Genomic DNA, 16,705 nt, shown 5'->3' with positions numbered 1-16,705 from the left:
CTTCACAGCGACACCTCCGGGGCCTCGGCGATGGCGGCCGCATCGGAGTTGCCCGCCTCCTCCAGCACCTTCTTCGCCTCATCGGGCCTGAAGGGATGCAGCTTCACGCGCCAGTAGGGCGCGAAGAGGTTGGGAGGCTCCGACCAGCCGCCCTGCTTGAAGCGGTGGTAGTAGACCAGGGACTTGGACAGGCTCATGCCGTCGGCGGCGGACAACGTCAGCTTCCCCGAGCCCTGCTCGCCGTGCTCGAACGTCACGCTCCGGGAGTTGTTGAGCTCCCACGGGGCCTTCTCCGGGTTCCCCACGTTCAGCTTCATCGTGTAATAGCTGTAGACGCGCGGCTGGCCCCAGTCCCGCCCGGCATCCGGGTTGGCGCGGTACTTCATGAAGCAGTTGCCCGTGCCCGCGCACGAGGTGAGCGCCTTCGCGTTGGTACCCTCGAAGCGATGCTGGCCCGTGTGCTGCTGGCCCATCACCGTGTGGCCACCGCCTCCCGAGTCACTCCAGATGAAGGTGAGATAGGGCGACACCGCGGGAATGGCGTCCTGCCAGGTGGTCTGCTCGAGCGACCCCGACTCGGTGGCGGCGACGGTGGAGCCCTGGTTGCCGCCCTTCTGGCCTCCTTCGTAGATCTTGTTCTTGCTCTGCACCGTCTTGGAGGAGCCCACGTGGCCGAGCACCGCATACGTCCCCTTGTTGTTGGGGATGTCCATGAACTCCTTGAGGAACTGGGGATGGAGCTGTTTCGGAGGAACACCGCTGCCATTGCGGTTCGCGGGCCACCCGGAGCGACTCGCATTGCCAATCTCCGTCATGACGCGAGCACGGGCCTCGGGCGCGGAGTTCGCCACGCTGCCCTCGCACTGCATCCCGTCCACGGCGCAGTTGAACTCGTTGGCGTTGAGCGCCCCCACCGCGGACGACAGGGCGCTCACGTCGGGAGCGATATCGGACTTGAGCTGGGACAGACCATGGCTCGAGCCATCCTTCACCGCCTGCACGGTCTTCTCGTGGACGCCTCGCTGCGAGGTGTGGATGTTGTCCACCATGAGGTCCAACCCCTCCATGGCGTTCCTGAAGTTCCCCTCCAGCCCCTTCACGTCCCGGTCGTACAGCAGGGCCTTCTTGCCGAAACTGGCCGCGACCTGCCCCGCCTCCACCGCGTGCTGGCAGCAAGGACATTGGCCCTGGCAGGCAGCGCACTTCGCCGCTTCGGAGGCGGCGATTTGACCGAAGTTCAGCTGTCCCGCCCGCAGCATCTCGCCGGTGATGCTCGCCGCCGCCATGTACCCGTGCAGGCTGTTCATCGCCACGTAGGAGCCGGCGATGGCCCGGTTGGTGACCGCGTAGTAGTTGAGCGCGCGTGCCTCCAGCACGCCCATGGAGAACGACATCGCGTCACCGTGCTGCTGCAGGTTCATCTTCTGGCGCAGCGCGTGGCTCAAGTTGAAGCTCAACGTCACCATCAACGCGAGCACCAGGAACGACAGCGAGCCCAGGACGATGGCCTGGCCTCGTTGGACGCGGCGGCGCGTCCGGCTCAGTAGGAGAACGGGAACATGCATGCGTTGCTCGAGGGCAGGTCGTCGGTGTTGAGGTAGAGATTCGACTGCATCCGCATGGTGTACGTGGCGCGGATGGGGGCGATGTAGATGCCCTGGGAGGCGGCGCTCTCGTACGGGCCTTCGCCCGTGGAGGCGCTTCCAAATTTGCGCTTCGCCACCTTGGCCTTCTCCTCGCCCTTCACCTCGCCCATGCGCATCAGCATGGGCATGTCCCGAGCGCGCGCGGCGCTGTAGATGACCCAATCCGCGAACGGGATGATGAGCCGGTAGTTGAACGTCACCTGCACGCGCAGCTTGGTGCGGTGGCTCTGCTTCCAGTCGGCGGACGTGGCGTTGTCCGGGTCATCGAAGTCCACCTCACCGCCGCCGCCCCCCGCGTCCTGCTTCGTCGGCCCGCAGATGGTGACCTCGGCGTACTTCAGCTCGGTGTCCGCCATCTTGTTGGCCTTCAAGTCGCTCCACTTCTCCGTGAACTCCTGCCCGCTGTTCACCGGCTTGACGTATTCGATGCCGTTCGGCCCGGAGGCGCGCTTGGCCAGCATCGGCAGGAGCACGGCGACCGCCGCCTTCTCCATCTCCTTCACGCTCGCGTTGTGGATGGAGCCAGCCCGCACCGCCTTGTAGGCGGCGTACTTCGTCATGAGCCGGGCCTGGTGCATCAACCCCAACTGCAGGATGCCCAGGATGAGGAAGACGAAGAGCGGCAGGACAATCGCGGACTCCACCGCGGCCTGTCCAGACTGTGCCCTTGCACGATGGAAGCAGAGGCGACATCGCATACACCAATCACTACCAGCCCACAGCACCCCCTCAAAATCCCCGGGACTCGAAACTTCCACTCCAAACCCGGAAATGTCGCCCCCTGCACAACAATGACAAACATTCCCCGAGGGCCGTTGCCTTCACCACAAAGCCGCCCCCGGCTGCCTGCCCTCACGGACATCAAACAAATACAGCCAGCCCCGCTCGTGGAAACCCACCACCTGTAGAAATGACAGACATCGGACGCTGTTGAGCGGCGTGAGGCCACGCGCTCGGCCTGCTCGCACGTGGAGCAGCCAGGCGTGCAACGGGTGCCCCGGAACAAGCGGAAGGGTGTCTGCAGGAAAACACCTGGAAGCACGGACCCGGCGCTCACGTGCGGAAGCCCGCACGGACGTGACTCACGGTGCCCGCGGTCCCGGCCTCGCCAGGAGCAACTCCACGCCCCTACGGAATGGGGGACTGGATGACGTAGTAGATGGAGCCGAAGTACCGCTGCAGCGCGTTCAGCAGCTGCACCAGGAACGGCCAGCCCATCACCGTGAAGCCCATCAACGCGGCCGTGACGACGGCGTACTCCACCATTGACTGACCGCGCACCCGAGCAAGCCCCAGCCTCCGGGGTGACTTCTCCATCGCTGCATCCTTCCTGTCATTCACGGCGCGGCTCCTCGCTGGAGCAGCGAGAGCTGAAGCTCGACGCCCGGCTCCTGCGCACGCGTGCGCAAGGTGGCCCGTCCCAGGGTGGTGCCCTTCATCAACTCGAACGCGATGCCATTCGCATCCACCGGCTCCACCGCCCCCACGTCCCAGCCCTTCTCCACCAGCAGGGCCCGGTACTTCTCACCCACGGCGGAGGGAGCTGCCTCCGGAAGCTGGCCGGAGACGACGTGGTGCGAGGCTCCCTCCATGGCGAACGAGAGCGTGATGGGCTCGCTCAGCTCGGGCGGCAGCGGAATCCAGGGCGGCACGCGCGAGGCCCGCTTCAAGAGCGGCGCCACCTGCCCCGCCGACACGAAGCCCAGCGTCTCGCCGCCCTGCGCCAGCACGGAGACCAGCCGCATCTCCTCCGTGGCCGGGCTCCAGTACCCCACCCAGCCCCCGTTCTCCCCATGGCGCTCACCGAGCACCGGCAGCCCGTTGTCCAACAGCACCTGCCGATAGTGGGACAGCACCTGCTCCGGCGTGTCCTTCGTGGAGAACCACGCCACGGCGATGGGCACATCGGGGCCCAGGTAGTCCACGGCGAGCAGCTCCGCACGGCTCGCCTTGGGGTACGCGGGGAAGTGCACCAGCGCGCGCTTCAGCGCCGCCTCCTCCGCGGGCGAGCGAGTCCCCGAGGGCTTCGAGGGAGGCGCATCATCGAGCGAAGGCGGAGGAGACCACTCCTCCGTGACATCGCGCCGCCCGTAGACGGCGCCCTCCCAGGCAAAGCCAATCAACGAGCCCACCACGGCCACGGAGAACAGCAGCGCGGGCACGCGGACGACCAGGCTCGAGGCACGCGGCATCAGCACTGCTCCGACTGGGCACAGCCCAGGTAGTTGTTCCCCCGGGCGTTGTGCGTGGCCTCGTTGTTGTCCTTGTCCCAGTCCTTCCACTCGCTGTTGAAGTAGCTGGCGCTCCCGCCGTTCTGCTCCAGGTCCTGCACCGGCCCGCCGCTCGACGGGAAGGGCTTGATGGCGAGGCTGGGCTCTCGCGGGTCATCGCCGGGCGGCATGTCGTCCAGGCGGATGTCGCTGCTGAGCACCTCCTGCGTGGCCGCGCTGACAAACGCCTCGGCGGCCGAGGACATCTGGGTGTAGCCCGAGTTGTCCTCGTTCTTGTAGACCTGCGCCACGCGCACGTAGAGGTCCTCCTCGTCGCCGTTCTCCGTCCCCGGCTCCGTGTTCGCCTCCTTGGTCAGCGCCCACGTGTCCGTGACGATGGCGATGCGCTCCCAGGGCAGCAGGTAGACGTCACCCTCGAGCCCGCGCGGGTCGTCCTGCAAGTCGCCCCCCTGCGCGTTGCCGTGGATGCCGTCACCGCGCTTCTTCGTCTGCCGCGCCAGGCCCACCTGGCTGAAGTCCTGGAGGAAGGACTTGGGCAGGAGGTAGTTCTGCACGCCCAGGCGCGCCGAGCAGCGGATGACACCGCCCTTGCCGAACTGGTCCATGTACGACTGGTGCAGGTCCACGTTGTACGCGCCCGCGGGGCCGCCACCACCGCCGCCATTCGGGTCGGCCTGGTTCAGCGTGCACTGCACCTGCTGCGCCCCCGGGTTGAGCCAGCACGCATGCGCGGACACCTCCGCGTGGTGGCCCTCGTCATTCTCACACTCAGGGCCCTTGCCAGGACCGAAGCTGTCCAGGCCCGACTCGTGGTCGCAGTACTGGAGCCGCGCGTAGTACTGCGCGCCATTGAAGCCGTAGAAGGGCTCCTCCGCGCCCTCGGGGGGAGGGTTCGCCGGCTTGGTCGGATAGTCCTGCACGGCGTAATCCCAGACAGTGGACAGCGCCGTCTCCTGCGAGTCCAGCGTGTGTCTCAGCAGGTCATCCAGGAAGAGCGCGTACATGAACACCGGGATGATGACCAACATGCACAGCGCCGTCTCCACGGCGGCGGCACCCCTGGCGGCTCGATGTCTGGAAGTCTTCACAGCGCCACCCCCTCCACCTGCGACATCTGGGCCGCCTCCGAGTTGCCCGCGGCATCCAACACCTCTTGCGCATCTCCCTGGGTGAACGGGTGCAGCTTGGCGCGCCAGTACGGCGCGAAGAGGTTGGGGGCTTCCTTCCAGCCGTCCTCGCCGAAGCGGTGGTAGTAGACGAGCGACTTGGACATGGCCATGCCCTCCGTCGCCGCGACGGTGAGGGTGCCGTCTCCCTGCTGGCCGTGGGTGAGCTTCACCTGCGCCGACGAGTTCAGCTCCCAGGGCGCCCGCTTGGTGTCACCCACGCGGAAGGGCATGGACACGTAGCTGTAGACGCGCGGCTGGCCCCAGTCGCGGTCCGGGTCCGGGTTGGCGCGGAACTTCATGAAGCAGTTGCCGGAGCCCGCGCAGCCGGTGAGCGCGCGGACGTTGACGCCCTCGAACCGGTGCTGGCCGGAGTGCGCGCCGTCATTCTCATGGCCGCCGCCGCCGTCGTCGCTCCAGACCTCCGACTTGAAGCTGTTCGTCATGAGGCCGTCCTTCCACTGGTGGAAGATGCGGCCCTCGTCCTGCGCGGCAATCATGGTGCCGTCATTGCCGCCGCTCTGGCCTCCCTGGGTGAGCTGGCCCTTGTCCTTCACCGTCTTCGCGGTGCCCTTGGTGCCGGAGATGAGCTTCGTGCCCTCCCCGGGGATGTCCTCCAGCTCCTGGAAGAACTGGGAGTTGAGGTACTTGGGCATGTTCATGGACATCCCGCCCGGGCTCTTGCGGGTCGCCGGCCAGCCGGAGCGCGTCGCGTTGGCAATCTCAGTCATCACCCGCGCGCGGGCCTCCGGGGCGGTGTTGGCCTCGCTGCCCTGGCACTCCATGCCATCCACGGCGCAGTTGAACTCATTGGCGTTGATGGAGCCCACCGACGAGTTCAGCTCGCTCGCGTTGGGCGCGGTGTAGTCCTTGAGCTGGCCCAGGCCGTGGCTCGTGCCGTCCTTCACCGCCTTCACCGTCTGCTCATGCACCGAGCTCTGGGCCTTGTGGATGTTGTCCACCATCAGGTCCAGCCCCTCCATGGCGGTGTTGAAGTTCGACTCGAAGTTGGAGACCTTGTCGTCGTAGTCGTCCCCCGCGTCGCTGAAGTCGCTGGAGATCTGGAACGCCTCCGCCGCGTGCTCGCAGTGGTCGCACATGAACTCGCAGGCGATGCACAGCAGCATCTCCTGCACGGCGATGATGGTGAAGTTCTTCGAGGAGGCCCGCATGATCTGCCCGGTGAGGCTGGCGGCGGACATGTACGCGTGAAGGCTGTTCATCGCCACGTAGGAGGTGGCGATGGCCCGGTTGCTGACCGCGTAGTAGTTGAGCGCGCGCGCCTCCAGCACGGCCATGGAGAACGACAGGGTGTCGCTGTGCTGCTGCAGGCTCATCTTCTGGCGCAGCGCGTGGCTGAGGTTGAAGCTCAGCGTCACCATCAGCGCCAGCACCAGGAACGACAGCGAGCCCAGGACGATGGCCTGGCCTCGCTGGATGCGGCGGCGCGTCCGGCTCAGTAGGAGAACGGGAACATGCATGCGTTGCTCGCGGGGAGGGCGTTGGCGCCGAGATAGAGATTGGACTGCATCCGCATGGTGTACGTGGCGCGGATGGGCATGATGTAGATGCCCTGGCCAGCGGCGCTCTCGTAGGGTCCCTCGCCCGTGGCGGCGCCGCCGAACTTGCGGGTGGACACCTTGGACTGCTCCTCCGCCTTCATCTTCCCCATGCGCATCAGCATGGGTATCTCCCGGCCACGCGCGGCCTGGTAGATGACCCAGTCCGCGAAGGGAATCAGCAGCCGGTAGTTGAGCGTGAGCTGGATGCGCAGCTTGGTGCGGTGGTTGGCCTTCCAGTTGTCCGGGTGGATGTTCTTCGGGTCGTCGAAGTCGAACTCCCCGCTGCCGGAGACCTCCTCCTGCGTCGGCCCGCAGACGGTGACCTCGGCGTACTTGAGGTTCACCCCGGGCATCTCGTTGCCCTTCAGCTCGTTGAACTTGGTCTCGAAGTCCTGCGCGCTGCCCACCGGGCGGGTGTACTCGATGCCGCCGGCGCCACCCGCGCGGCTGCTGAGGATGGGCAGCAGCACCGCGAGCGCGGCGGCCTCCATCGTCTCCACCTTGGCGTTGTGGAGCGAGCCGGCCCGGACCGCCTTGTACGCGGCGTACTTCGTCAACAGCCGCGCCTGGTGCATCAGCCCGAGCTGGAGCGTGCCCAGGATGAGGAACACGAAGAGCGGCAGGACGATGGCGGACTCCACCGCGGCCTGGCCTGATTGGGTCGCTGTGGTGAGGGAGCGCATCCTGCCTCGTGAAATGGCGACAGGGCATCCCACGCCCCGAGCACCCAACAAAGTTACACTGACACTCTGATCTCGCGAATCACGGTCCTAATGTTTCCCCCGCTGGGACGAAAATCTCGCGATTCCCCGGTGTGGGGACTCAGCATCCCTCTCCCCGGGAAAAAATCCGCGCTCGAAAGACTCCACCGGCCAGATGACCGATGGGGCGCGCCCGAAACTCTCAGCTGTTGCAAAAGCAAGTGACGCGCGGAGCCATGGATCAGCGGAGGGGCAGGCGGAGGAGCGAGCCTGGGGCCCGGGTTCAGCGGCGCCGGGCAAGCTCCTGGATGAGCTCCACGTAGCGGCGGTTCTTGGGGTTGAGCTTGAACGCCTTTCGGAAGGCCTCGTCCGCCAGGGCCCACTGGCTCTCGCCCTGGGCCACCTCGCCCAGGAACCCCCAGCCTTCCTCCAGGCCCGGCTCCTGGCGGACGACCTCCTGCAGCTCCTGGAGTGCCAGGCGACCGTGGGCCTCCGGCTTCATGAGGTAGCGGGCCCACGCGCGCCAGGCGTGATGCAGCGGCTTGGGCTCGATGTCGCAGGCGTATTCGAAGTATTCGAAGGCGCCCGCGTAGTTCTTCGCGGCGAGCCTGCGCCGGGCCTCGTCGAACTGGGTGGTCGCATCCAGCAAATCCGTGCGGATGCGGAACTGCTCGGCAGTGGAGGGACGGCCCGTGTTGGCCCGCTCCTTCTCGCGGTGCGCCGCGCGGCGCTTGCGCCACAGGAGATTCTGCTCCGCGTCCGACAGCGCGCCGTAGGCCTTGGCGTACGCCGCCAGCAGCGCCTCCGCCTTCTCCTTCAGCTCCGGCGTCTGGAAGCGCAGGGGCGAGTAGCGCTCCGCCCACGCGAGGAAGGCCCGGCGCAGCGGCAGGGGCTGTACGTCCTCGGGGACCTCCAGCAGGGCGAACGGGTCCTTGCTCCGGTGCGCGAGGAAGGCCGTCACCAGGGCGTCTCTCGCGGCCACGTCCTCGTCGGAGAACGGCGTGCCCCGCTCGGCCACGGGCTCCGGGGCCACGGGCTCCGGAGGCAGGGCCACGGGCACCGCGCGCGAGGCCAGCTCCGCCGCCTTCGCGTCCACGTCCTCCACGAAGCCCGCGACGCCCAGCAGGCACAGCGCGTAGAGCCGCCGCAGCACCGTCTCCGTGTCGAAGCCCGTGCGCTCCTGGAGCTCGTTGAAGGTGGGGCGCTGCCGGAGCTGTTGCAACAGCCGCGCGTCCTTGGACGACAGCTTGGGCCCGGACTCGACGCCGGGCATCTGCCCGAATCTGCGCTCGTCCGTGAAGGTGAAGTGGGTGGCCACCGCGTCGAAGGGCATCACCCCTTCCACGCCCGTCAGGATGAGCTGTGCGGGGTTGGTGCGGACGCTCGCGTCCGGCGTCTCCGCGTCGGCGATGAGGCGGTACTTCGCGTCCACCCACCGGAAGCAGTCGAGCAGCTTGTGGGCCAGGTTCGCCTGGAGCTGCTTGTACAGGTCAAAGGGACTGATGAGCCCCTTCTGCACCAGGAGCCCGCCCATCTGCATGCCCGTGGACACGCTCTCCGCCAGCGACTTCTGGTAGTCCGCCTCCGCGAGCCGGCCCTTCTCCACCAGGTACTTGCCCAGCGTCTCGTGCAGCAGGTTGGACTGGCACGCCACGGGCGAGCCTTCCTCGAAGACGATGCGCTTCTCGCGCTGCCGCACCTTCAGCTCCAGCGTGCAGGTGCGCTCCTCCACCATCAGCGCCTGGAGCAGCAGGGGGAAGGGCGTGTCGGCGAGCAATCCCTCGCGCTGGCGAAGCACCTGCGACGGGGTGGGGAACATGGAGCGGGCCTCGGCTGGCGGTGGACGCGAGAATAGCGGACTACTCCAAGTACTCGTACGCCTCGGTGTCCGCGGGCGGATACCGGTTGTCGTAGCCGCGGACACTGCCGCCGTGCGAGCGCGAGGCGAACAGGCCCATCTGGTTCGCCACCGCCGCGCCCGTCCCCAGCACCACCGCGAGCAGCACCGCGTAGGTGAGCGGTCGACTGGGTCGTGACAGCCACGCCCACCGGCGCTCGCGACGACGCTGGAAGCCCGGCGCCGCCACGTACTCGTTCCACGCAAGCTCCCGCATCCGCTTCGCGTCCGCGGAGCGGCCGTCCTTCGCCAGCGCGCCCGCCAGGAGATAGCGGCCCTCCACCGAGCCCAGCCGCGTCGCGCAGAAGCGCTCCAGCGATTCAATCGCGCCCTTCACCTCGCCGCGCTTCAGCCGGAAGCGGCCTCGCTCCAGGTCGATGGCGCCCTGGCGGAAGTCGGGGTCCAGCTTCGCCGCTTCGTCCAGGAGCAGCTCCCCGCGCCGCGCATCCCCCGCGCCCAGGTACGCCACGCCGAGCAGGTACAGGGTGTCCACGTCCTCGTCGCCCGCCTCCAGGTTGGGCTTGAGGATGTCGACGGCCTCGTCGTACCGCTTCTGCTCCACGCGGATGTCCGCCAGCTCGTGGCGCGCGCGCCGCTCGTGGGGGTTGGTGAGGATGGTCCCCGCCAGCTCGCCCGCGCGCTGGAAGCGCTTGAACATGCGCACCGGGCTGGGCAACAGCCGCCACGTGAAGCGGTCCGCCACGAAGATGAAGACGATGACCAGGCCCAGCGACAAGAGCGGGCTGCCCGTCAGCAGGGTCAGGAACATCCACAGCATCCACTTGCTCATAAGCTCCTCGAAGTCCCTCGCGCGGGCCGCTGCCTAGAGCAGCCGCGCGCAGACGGCGCTGTGTACGTCCGCGCCCTTTTCCGTCAAAGCCAGTCGTCCCCCCGTGAGCGTCGCGAAGCCATGCTCCACCAGCCTCGCCACCTCCGCCCGCCGCGCCTCCACCGACTGCCCGTACCGCTCACACACCGCTTCCCAGTCCACGCCCGACACCAGCCGCAGCCCCATCGCCAGCCGCTCCGCGAACAGCTCCTGGGTCCCCAGCGCCTCCCGCCCCTCCTCCGGCAAGCGGCCCGCCTCCACCTCGCCCAGGTACTTCTCCGGGCTGCGCAGGTTGACGTAGCGCGAGGGCTCGGGCGTCAGCAACATGCCCGTGGCGCCCACGCCCAGCGCCAGGTACTCGCCGCCCGTCCAATAGAGCGCGTTGTGCCGCGAGCTGAAGCCCTCGCGCGCGTGGTTGGACACTTCATAGCGGCGCAGGCCCGCGGCGCCATAGACCTCTCGCACCACGCGCGCCATCTCCACCACGTCGTCGTCGGAGGGCAGCTCCAGCTCGCCGCGCTTGAGGCGCTTGGACAAGGGGGTGTCCTCCGCGAGCACCTCGCGCTCCACCGTCAGCGCATACGTGGACAGGTGCTCCGGCGCGAGCGCCACCGCCCGCCGCGCGTCCTCTTCCACCTGGGCGACGCTCTGCCCGTGCACGCCGTAGATGAAGTCCATGGACACCACCGGGAAGCCCGCCCGTCGGGCCAGCTCCACCGCGAGCTCCACCTGCGCCGCGTCGTGCGCGCGCCCCAGCGCCTTGAGCGTCTCCGGCTGGAAGGACTGCACGCCCAATGACAGCCGGTTCACCCCCGCCGCGCGATAGCCCGCGAAGCGCTCCGCGTCCGCACGCTCGGGATTGCCCTCCAGGGAGACCTCCACGGCGGACGACACGGTCATCCTCGCGGCGATGCCCTCCAGCACGCGGGCCACGTAGCGGGGGTGCCACAGCGAGGGCGTGCCGCCGCCCAGGAAGATGGACTCCAGCGGCTTCGAGCGCAGCGCGGGTGACGCCGCGAGCCGCGCGTCGAGCTCCGCCAGCACGGCGCTCGCATAGCGCTCCTCGGGCACCTGCTTCGCCACCGCCACCGCGAAGTCGCAGTACGGGCACTTCGCGAGGCAATAGGGGAAGTGCAGGTACAGCCCGAAGCGGGCCGCGGCCATCCCCGTGAGCGGGTCTACTGGGGCGTCGAACGGCATGAGGGGCAAACCTTTACTTCCGGCCCTTCAATTGCGCTTCGAGCTTCGCGATTTTCGCCTTGTAGCCAGCCGCCGCTTCGAGCGCCGTCTCGGCCGCCATCAGCTTGCGCTTCAGGTTCGCGGCGTCCGCCTTGAGTCCCTCGCGCTCGGCCTCCCAGTCGGTGGACGCGGCAGCCGGCTTCCCGCCTGCCTGCTTCAGTTCGGCCAGCTTCGCTTCCAACGCCGCGCGCGCCTCCTGCTCGGCCTTGAGCGAGGACTCCGCGCGCGTCAGCTTCGCCTCCACCGCCGCTCGCGCCGTGTCCGCGTCCTTCGCCTTCGCGCCGCGCGACTCCTCCAGCGCGGCCTCCGCCTTCGCGAGCCTGGCTTCCAGGTCCTTCACCTTGCTCGCCTGCGCGGACTCGGACTGGGACAGCTTCGCTTCCGTCGCGGACCGCGCGGCATCCGCGTCCTTGAGCTTGCTGGCCTGAGCGGCCTCGGCCTGCGACAGCTTCGCTTCGAGGTCCTTGAGCTTCCCCGATTGCGCCGCCTCGGCCTGCGACAGCTTCGCCGCGGCGTCCTTCAGCGCGCTCGCGTGCGTCGCCTCGGCCTGCGCCAGCTTCTCGGCGGCCTCCTTCAGCGCGCTCGCCTGCGCGGCCTCGACCTGCGCGAGCTTCGCCTCGGCTTCCTTCTGCTTGCTGGCCTGCGCGACCTGGGCCGCCTGCGCCGCCTTGGTGGCCTCCGCCTTGGCCGCCTCCAGCGCGCCCTCCAGCATCTTCAAGCGCTGCTGGAGCCGCTCCGCCTTGTCCGCTTCGGCGCGCGTGGCCTCCAGCTCATCGCGCAACTCCGCCAGCTCCGCCTCGGTGCCACCCTTCCCTTCCGCCAGCGCGTCCGCGCGCGCCTCTTCCTCCGCCGCCCGCACCTGCGCGTCCGCGCGCTCCGCCTCCGCCGCCTCGCGACGCACGCGCTCCAGCGACACCTCTTCCTTCGCCTGCGCCAGCACGCCCTGCACCCGCGCCAGCTCCGCCTCGCGCTGCCCGGAGGCGGTCTCCAGCATGGACACCCGCGCGGCCAGTCCCACGCGCTCGGCGTCCGTCGTCGCGGCCTTCATCTCCGCCACGCCGAGCTGCTTCTTCAGCGCCTCGTGCTCGAGCTGCGCGGCCTCCAGCGCCGCCGTCAGCTCGCCCACCTTCGCCTCGGCCTGCTGCGCCGCCTCGCCCAGCGCCGCCGCGTCCGCCTCCATCCTGTCGCGCAGCGCCACCTGCTCGACTTCGAGCGCCTCCAGCGCCTCCTTCAGCGCCGCCGCCTCCCCTTCCGCCGCCGCCGCCCGCTCACCCGCCTGCGAAAGCCCTTCCTCCAGCGCCTGCGTCCGCTCCGCCGCGCGCGCGCCTTCCGCTTCCAGTCGCGACGTCAGCCGAGCCAGCTCCGCCGTGCGGCCCTCCAGCGCCTGCCGCAGCACCGGCAGCTCCGCCGCCTCGGTGGTCCGCGCGGTGAGCGCCGCGCGCAGCCCGACAATCTCGGCGTCCTTCAACGCCAGCGCCTTCTCCAGCTCGGCCGTCTGGCCCTGGAGCGTGCGCAGCCCCTCCTCCGTCACCGCGAGCTGCCGACGCGCCTCGTCCCGCTCCTGCTCCAGCGTCTGCGCGCGCCCCTGCGCCTCCTCCAGCGAGCTCTTGGACCAGTCGCTCTCGCTCTCCACCGCGCTCAGCGCGCCCTGCGCCTCCGCGAGCGCCGCCTCGAGCTGCCCCGCGCGCACGCTCAGCGAGTCCCGCTCGCCCGTCATCACCTCCAGCTCGCCGCCCAGCCGCTCCACGTCCGCGACGACTTGCTGGTACTGCTCCTGGACGGCCTCCAGCGCGCCCTGCGACTCGGACTTCTCCGCCGCCAGCTCCGCCACGCGGTCCTGCGCCAAGGACAGCGCCTCCTTGGCGCCCACCAGCTCCTCGGCCACCGCGCCCCTCGACTCGCGCTCCTCCTGGAGCTCCGCCGTCAGCCGGGGGACCTCCGACTCCACCTCCGCCAGCGCGCGCGACAGGTCCTTGCGGTCCGCCTCCACCGCGGCCAGCTCCGCCTCCAGCCCGGCGAGCTTCGCCTCGGCCTCGGCGGCGCGCTTCTCCGCGCCCGACAGCGCCTCCGACGTCTGCACCAGCTTCGCGGGCGAGTCCTTCACCGCCAGGAGCTGCGCCTTCGCCTCGGCCGCCTCCTTTCGCAGCTGGGTGAGCGACTGCTTCAGCCCGTTCACCTCGCCGTCGCGCTCCGCGTACAGCGTGCGGGCGCGGGCCAGGGTCTCCGTCTTCTGACGGACGACGGTCCGGAAGTACTCCAGCTTCTCCTCCGGCGAGCCCCCCATGGGCATCCGGGGCTCGGCCACCTCGTTGAAGGGGTCATTGCCGGGCACCCGCACCGCCCTCGACACCGAGGCCGCGGGGGCCGCGCCGATGGGGGCTGGGGTGGCCGCGGGCTTGGGCACACCCGTGCCCGCCGCCGACGCGGAGACCGGAGGTGCTGCCGGACGGCGAGGGGGCAGAGGGGGCGGAGCAGCGGGCGGTGGCGCCGAGGGCGGGGGCTTCGGCAGGGGCCTGGAGGGGGCAGCGGCGGTGGGGGCGGGGGGGGCCGCTTGGACGCCAGTGTCCTCCAGGTCCAGGCTGTCGCGCAGGTCCGCGAGCGGATCCACCTCTTCCGGAGGTGACGGCATGGGCATCCGCAGGTTACCGCCCGGCGGCCCTGCCTGCCAGGGACGCGTGACGAGAGAGGTCGGTTCGGCCTTCTGGACACAGGGAGGCGGCAAGGACCCCTCGACGTGGGGGCCCCTGGGCGTTAGCCAGTGAGGGAAACATCACACCTCGCCTTGCCCTCCAGGGGGGCGAGTGCCAGCTTCGGACGCTCCTATATGGCCATCCGCTACGCGCTTCCCAACGGGCTCACCGTCGTCTTCGACGAAAACCACGCCGCCAAGGTCGCGGCATTCCAGGTCTGGGTCAAGGTCGGCAGCGCCGACGAGCGCCCCGACCAGGCGGGCCTGGCCCACCTTCACGAGCACATGCTGTTCAAGGGCACCGAGCGGCGCGGCCCCGGCGAAATCGCCCGGGACGTGGAGGCCCACGGCGGCGAAATCAACGCCTGGACGTCCTACGACCAGACGGTCTACCACATCGTCATCGCCAGCCAGTTCGCCAGGACGGGCCTGGACATCCTCGGGGACGCGGTGCGCCGCTCCGCCTTCGACGCCGAGGAGCTGGCGCGCGAAATCGAGGTGGTGTGCGAGGAAATCAAGCGCAGCCAGGACACGCCCTCCCGGCGCGCGTCGCGCGACTTGTTCTCCACCGTGTTCCAGACGCACCCGTACCGGCTGCCCGTCCTGGGCACGGCGGAGAGCGTCAGGAGCTTCACGCGGGAGAAGGTGCTGGAGTTCTACCACCGCTACTACACGCCCCAGAACCTGGTGCTGGCCGTCTCCGGAGACCTGAGCGAGGCGGAGCTGCGCGGGTGGGTGGACGAGATTTTCGGCGGGGACTGGGGCCGTCCGTACGAGGGGCCCGCGAAGCGTCCCGTGGAGCCCACGCCCACCGGCCGCCGCGTGCTCCTGCGCCCGGACGAGGTGAAGGAGGCCTGGCTGCACATGGCCTTCCCCATCCCCCAGGCCTCGCACCCGGACACGCCCGCGCTGGACGTGCTGGCGATGATTGTCGGCCAGGGTGACGCCTCCCGCCTGACGCGCGAGGTGAAGCGCAAGCACAACCTGGTCAACGACATCCACGCGTTCTCGTACACGCCGCAGGACCCGGGCCTGTTCTCGATGTCGATGACGCTGCAGCCGGGGAACCTGGAGAAGGCGCTGGAGGAGGCCTCGAAGGCGCTGGCCACGCTGCGCGTGACGCCGGTGTCCGCGGACGAGCTGTCCACGGCGAAGGCGCTGCTGGAGGCGGAGGCCGTCTACCAGCGCGAGACGGTGCAGGGCATCGCCCGGAAGATGGGCTTCTACCAGTCCGGCATGGGCAGCCTGGAGGCGGAGGCGCGCTACTACGAGGGCATCCGCTCGCTCACGTCGGAGCAGCTGCGCGCGGCGGCGGAGAAGTACCTGCGCTTCGAGCACGCCACCGTCACGGGGCTGTTGCCGCACGGCACGAGCTTCACGGAGGAGCAGGTGCACGCGGTGTTGGACAGGGTGGCGCGCGGGCCCGTCGCCGCGCCTCCGGAGCGCAAGGCGAGCAAGGTCCCCGTGGGCGAGCCCTCGCTGCGGCTGGGCGCCAAGACGAAGGGCCCCAGCGAAATCATCACGGAGAAGCTGCCCTCGGGCGCGACCATCATGGTGCGCGTGGAGCCCGCGGTGCCGCTGTTCGCGATGCGCGCGGCCTTCATGGGCGGCCTGCGCTACGAGACGTCCGCCGACAACGGCCTCACCACGCTGCTGGCGCGCAGCCTCACGCGAGGCACGCCGACGCGGGACGCCGAGGAGATTTCGCAGCTCGTCGACATCTACGCCGGCAGCATGGGGGGCATGAGCGGACGCAACTCGGTGAATCTGCGGGGAGAGTTCCTCTCGCGGCACTTCGAGTCGGCGTTCCGCCTGTTCGCGGACACGCTGTCCAACCCCTCGTTCCCCGAGGTGGAGGTGGCCCGCGAGCGCGCGCTGATGCTCCAGGACATCCTCACCCGGGAGGACAAGCCGTCCGGCCTCGCGTTCGACCTGTTCAACCGGACGTTGTTCAAGACGCATCCGTACCGGCTGCCGACGCTCGGGGAGAAGGAGTCGGTGGAGGCCCTGGGGCCCGAGGCGCTGCTCGCCTATCACGCGCGCTACATGGACCCGTCGCAGCTCACGCTCACCGTGGTGGGTGACGTGAAGGTGGACGAGGTGCTCGCCCTGGCGCGGGAGTACTTCGGCGCGTCGCGAGGCAAGGCCGCCGCCGCGCCGAAGGTGCTCCCCGAGGCTCCGCTGGAGGCCGCGCGTCAGGAGAAGCGCGTGCTGGCCAAGGCGCAGTCGCACCTGGTGATGGGCTTCCGGGGATTGCGCATCAACGACCCGGAGCGCCACGCGCTGGAGACGCTGTCCGGCGTGCTGTCCGGTCAGGGCGGGCGGCTCTTCGTGGAGCTGCGCGACAAGCGCTCCATGGCCTACAGCGTGAGCAGCTTCGGCGTGGAGGGCATCGAGCCGGGCTACTTCGCCGTGTACATGGGCACGAGCCCCGAGAAGGTGGACGCGGCGCTGGAGGGGATTCGCGCGGAGCTGAAGCGCATCCGCGACGAGCCCATCCCCGCCGAGGAACTGGCCCGGGCGAAGCAGAACCTCATCGGCACGCACGAAATCGCGCTCCAGCGAAACGGAGCGCGCGCGGGGATGATGGCCATGGACACCCTCTACGGGCTGAACCTGGACAACTTCCTGCACTACGCGAAGCACATCGACGCGGTGACGTCGGAGCAGGTCGTCGAGGTGGCGCGCCAGGTCATCGACTTCGACAAGAGCGTGCTCACCGTCGTCGGGCCGTGAGGTGAGAGG

General features: G+C 69.3%; 12 protein-coding genes. 1 reads left to right on the top strand and 11 read right to left on the bottom strand.

Annotated elements, in window-relative coordinates; translation table 11 throughout:
- Window positions 1–2: 2 nt before the first annotated feature.
- The 11 genes from LZ199_RS07865 to LZ199_RS07815 form a co-directional block, all read right to left on the bottom strand.
- Entirely contained in the window at window positions 3–1,565 is a 1,563-nt protein-coding gene (locus LZ199_RS07865) for a hypothetical protein (RefSeq protein ID WP_253993032.1), read from the bottom strand.
- Window positions 1,541–2,344 (bottom strand): TadE/TadG family type IV pilus assembly protein, encoded by an 804-nt coding sequence (locus tag LZ199_RS07860; protein WP_253993031.1) that lies wholly within the window; start codon window positions 2,342–2,344, stop codon window positions 1,541–1,543. The genes LZ199_RS07865 and LZ199_RS07860 overlap by 25 nt, the downstream gene beginning before the upstream one ends.
- Window positions 2,345–2,774: 430 nt before the next feature.
- Window positions 2,775–2,963, bottom strand: a complete 189-nt coding sequence (locus LZ199_RS07855; protein ID WP_253993392.1) for a hypothetical protein — start codon at window positions 2,961–2,963, stop codon at window positions 2,775–2,777.
- 20 nt (window positions 2,964–2,983) lie between these two features.
- A complete protein-coding gene (locus tag LZ199_RS07850; RefSeq protein ID WP_253993030.1) occupies window positions 2,984–3,838 on the bottom strand; it encodes a hypothetical protein in 855 nt (284 codons plus the stop codon).
- Window positions 3,838–4,965: a hypothetical protein gene (locus LZ199_RS07845; RefSeq protein ID WP_253993029.1), complete on the bottom strand. Its 1,128-nt coding sequence runs from the start codon at window positions 4,963–4,965 to the stop codon at window positions 3,838–3,840. Before LZ199_RS07845 ends, LZ199_RS07850 begins: the two co-directional genes overlap by 1 nt.
- Window positions 4,962–6,524, bottom strand: coding sequence for a hypothetical protein (locus LZ199_RS07840; protein WP_253993028.1), 1,563 nt, complete (start codon window positions 6,522–6,524; stop codon window positions 4,962–4,964). The genes LZ199_RS07845 and LZ199_RS07840 overlap by 4 nt, the downstream gene beginning before the upstream one ends.
- Entirely contained in the window at window positions 6,500–7,288 is a 789-nt protein-coding gene (locus tag LZ199_RS07835; RefSeq protein ID WP_253993027.1) for a TadE/TadG family type IV pilus assembly protein, read from the bottom strand. The genes LZ199_RS07840 and LZ199_RS07835 overlap by 25 nt, the downstream gene beginning before the upstream one ends.
- 301 nt (window positions 7,289–7,589) lie before the next feature.
- Window positions 7,590–9,125 carry a DUF4388 domain-containing protein gene (locus LZ199_RS07830; protein ID WP_253993026.1) on the bottom strand — a complete coding sequence of 512 codons (1,536 nt, stop codon included), beginning with the start codon at window positions 9,123–9,125 and terminating at the stop codon, window positions 7,590–7,592.
- 40 nt (window positions 9,126–9,165) lie between these two features.
- Window positions 9,166–9,993 carry a hypothetical protein gene (locus LZ199_RS07825; RefSeq protein WP_253993025.1) on the bottom strand — a complete coding sequence of 276 codons (828 nt, stop codon included), beginning with the start codon at window positions 9,991–9,993 and terminating at the stop codon, window positions 9,166–9,168.
- A 33-nt stretch (window positions 9,994–10,026) separates the two neighbouring features.
- Window positions 10,027–11,232: a radical SAM family heme chaperone HemW gene (gene hemW / locus LZ199_RS07820; RefSeq protein ID WP_253993024.1), complete on the bottom strand. Its 1,206-nt coding sequence runs from the start codon at window positions 11,230–11,232 to the stop codon at window positions 10,027–10,029.
- 13 nt (window positions 11,233–11,245) lie between these two features.
- The gene (locus LZ199_RS07815) at window positions 11,246–13,900 is read right to left on the bottom strand and encodes a plectin 1 isoform 8 (protein WP_253993023.1); all 2,655 of its coding nucleotides are present in this window, start codon (window positions 13,898–13,900) and stop codon (window positions 11,246–11,248) included.
- A 195-nt stretch (window positions 13,901–14,095) separates the two neighbouring features.
- Here LZ199_RS07815 and LZ199_RS07810 point away from each other — a divergent pair, with 195 nt between their 5' ends.
- The gene (locus tag LZ199_RS07810) at window positions 14,096–16,696 is read left to right on the top strand and encodes a M16 family metallopeptidase (protein WP_253993022.1); all 2,601 of its coding nucleotides are present in this window, start codon (window positions 14,096–14,098) and stop codon (window positions 16,694–16,696) included.
- Window positions 16,697–16,705 lie beyond the last annotated feature (9 nt).

This window comes from Myxococcus qinghaiensis, from assembly GCF_024198215.1.
GTDB lineage: Bacteria > Myxococcota > Myxococcia > Myxococcales > Myxococcaceae > Myxococcus > Myxococcus qinghaiensis.
Note: the sequence above shows the minus strand (reverse complement) of the source record. Positions and strands in the feature narration are given on the sequence as shown.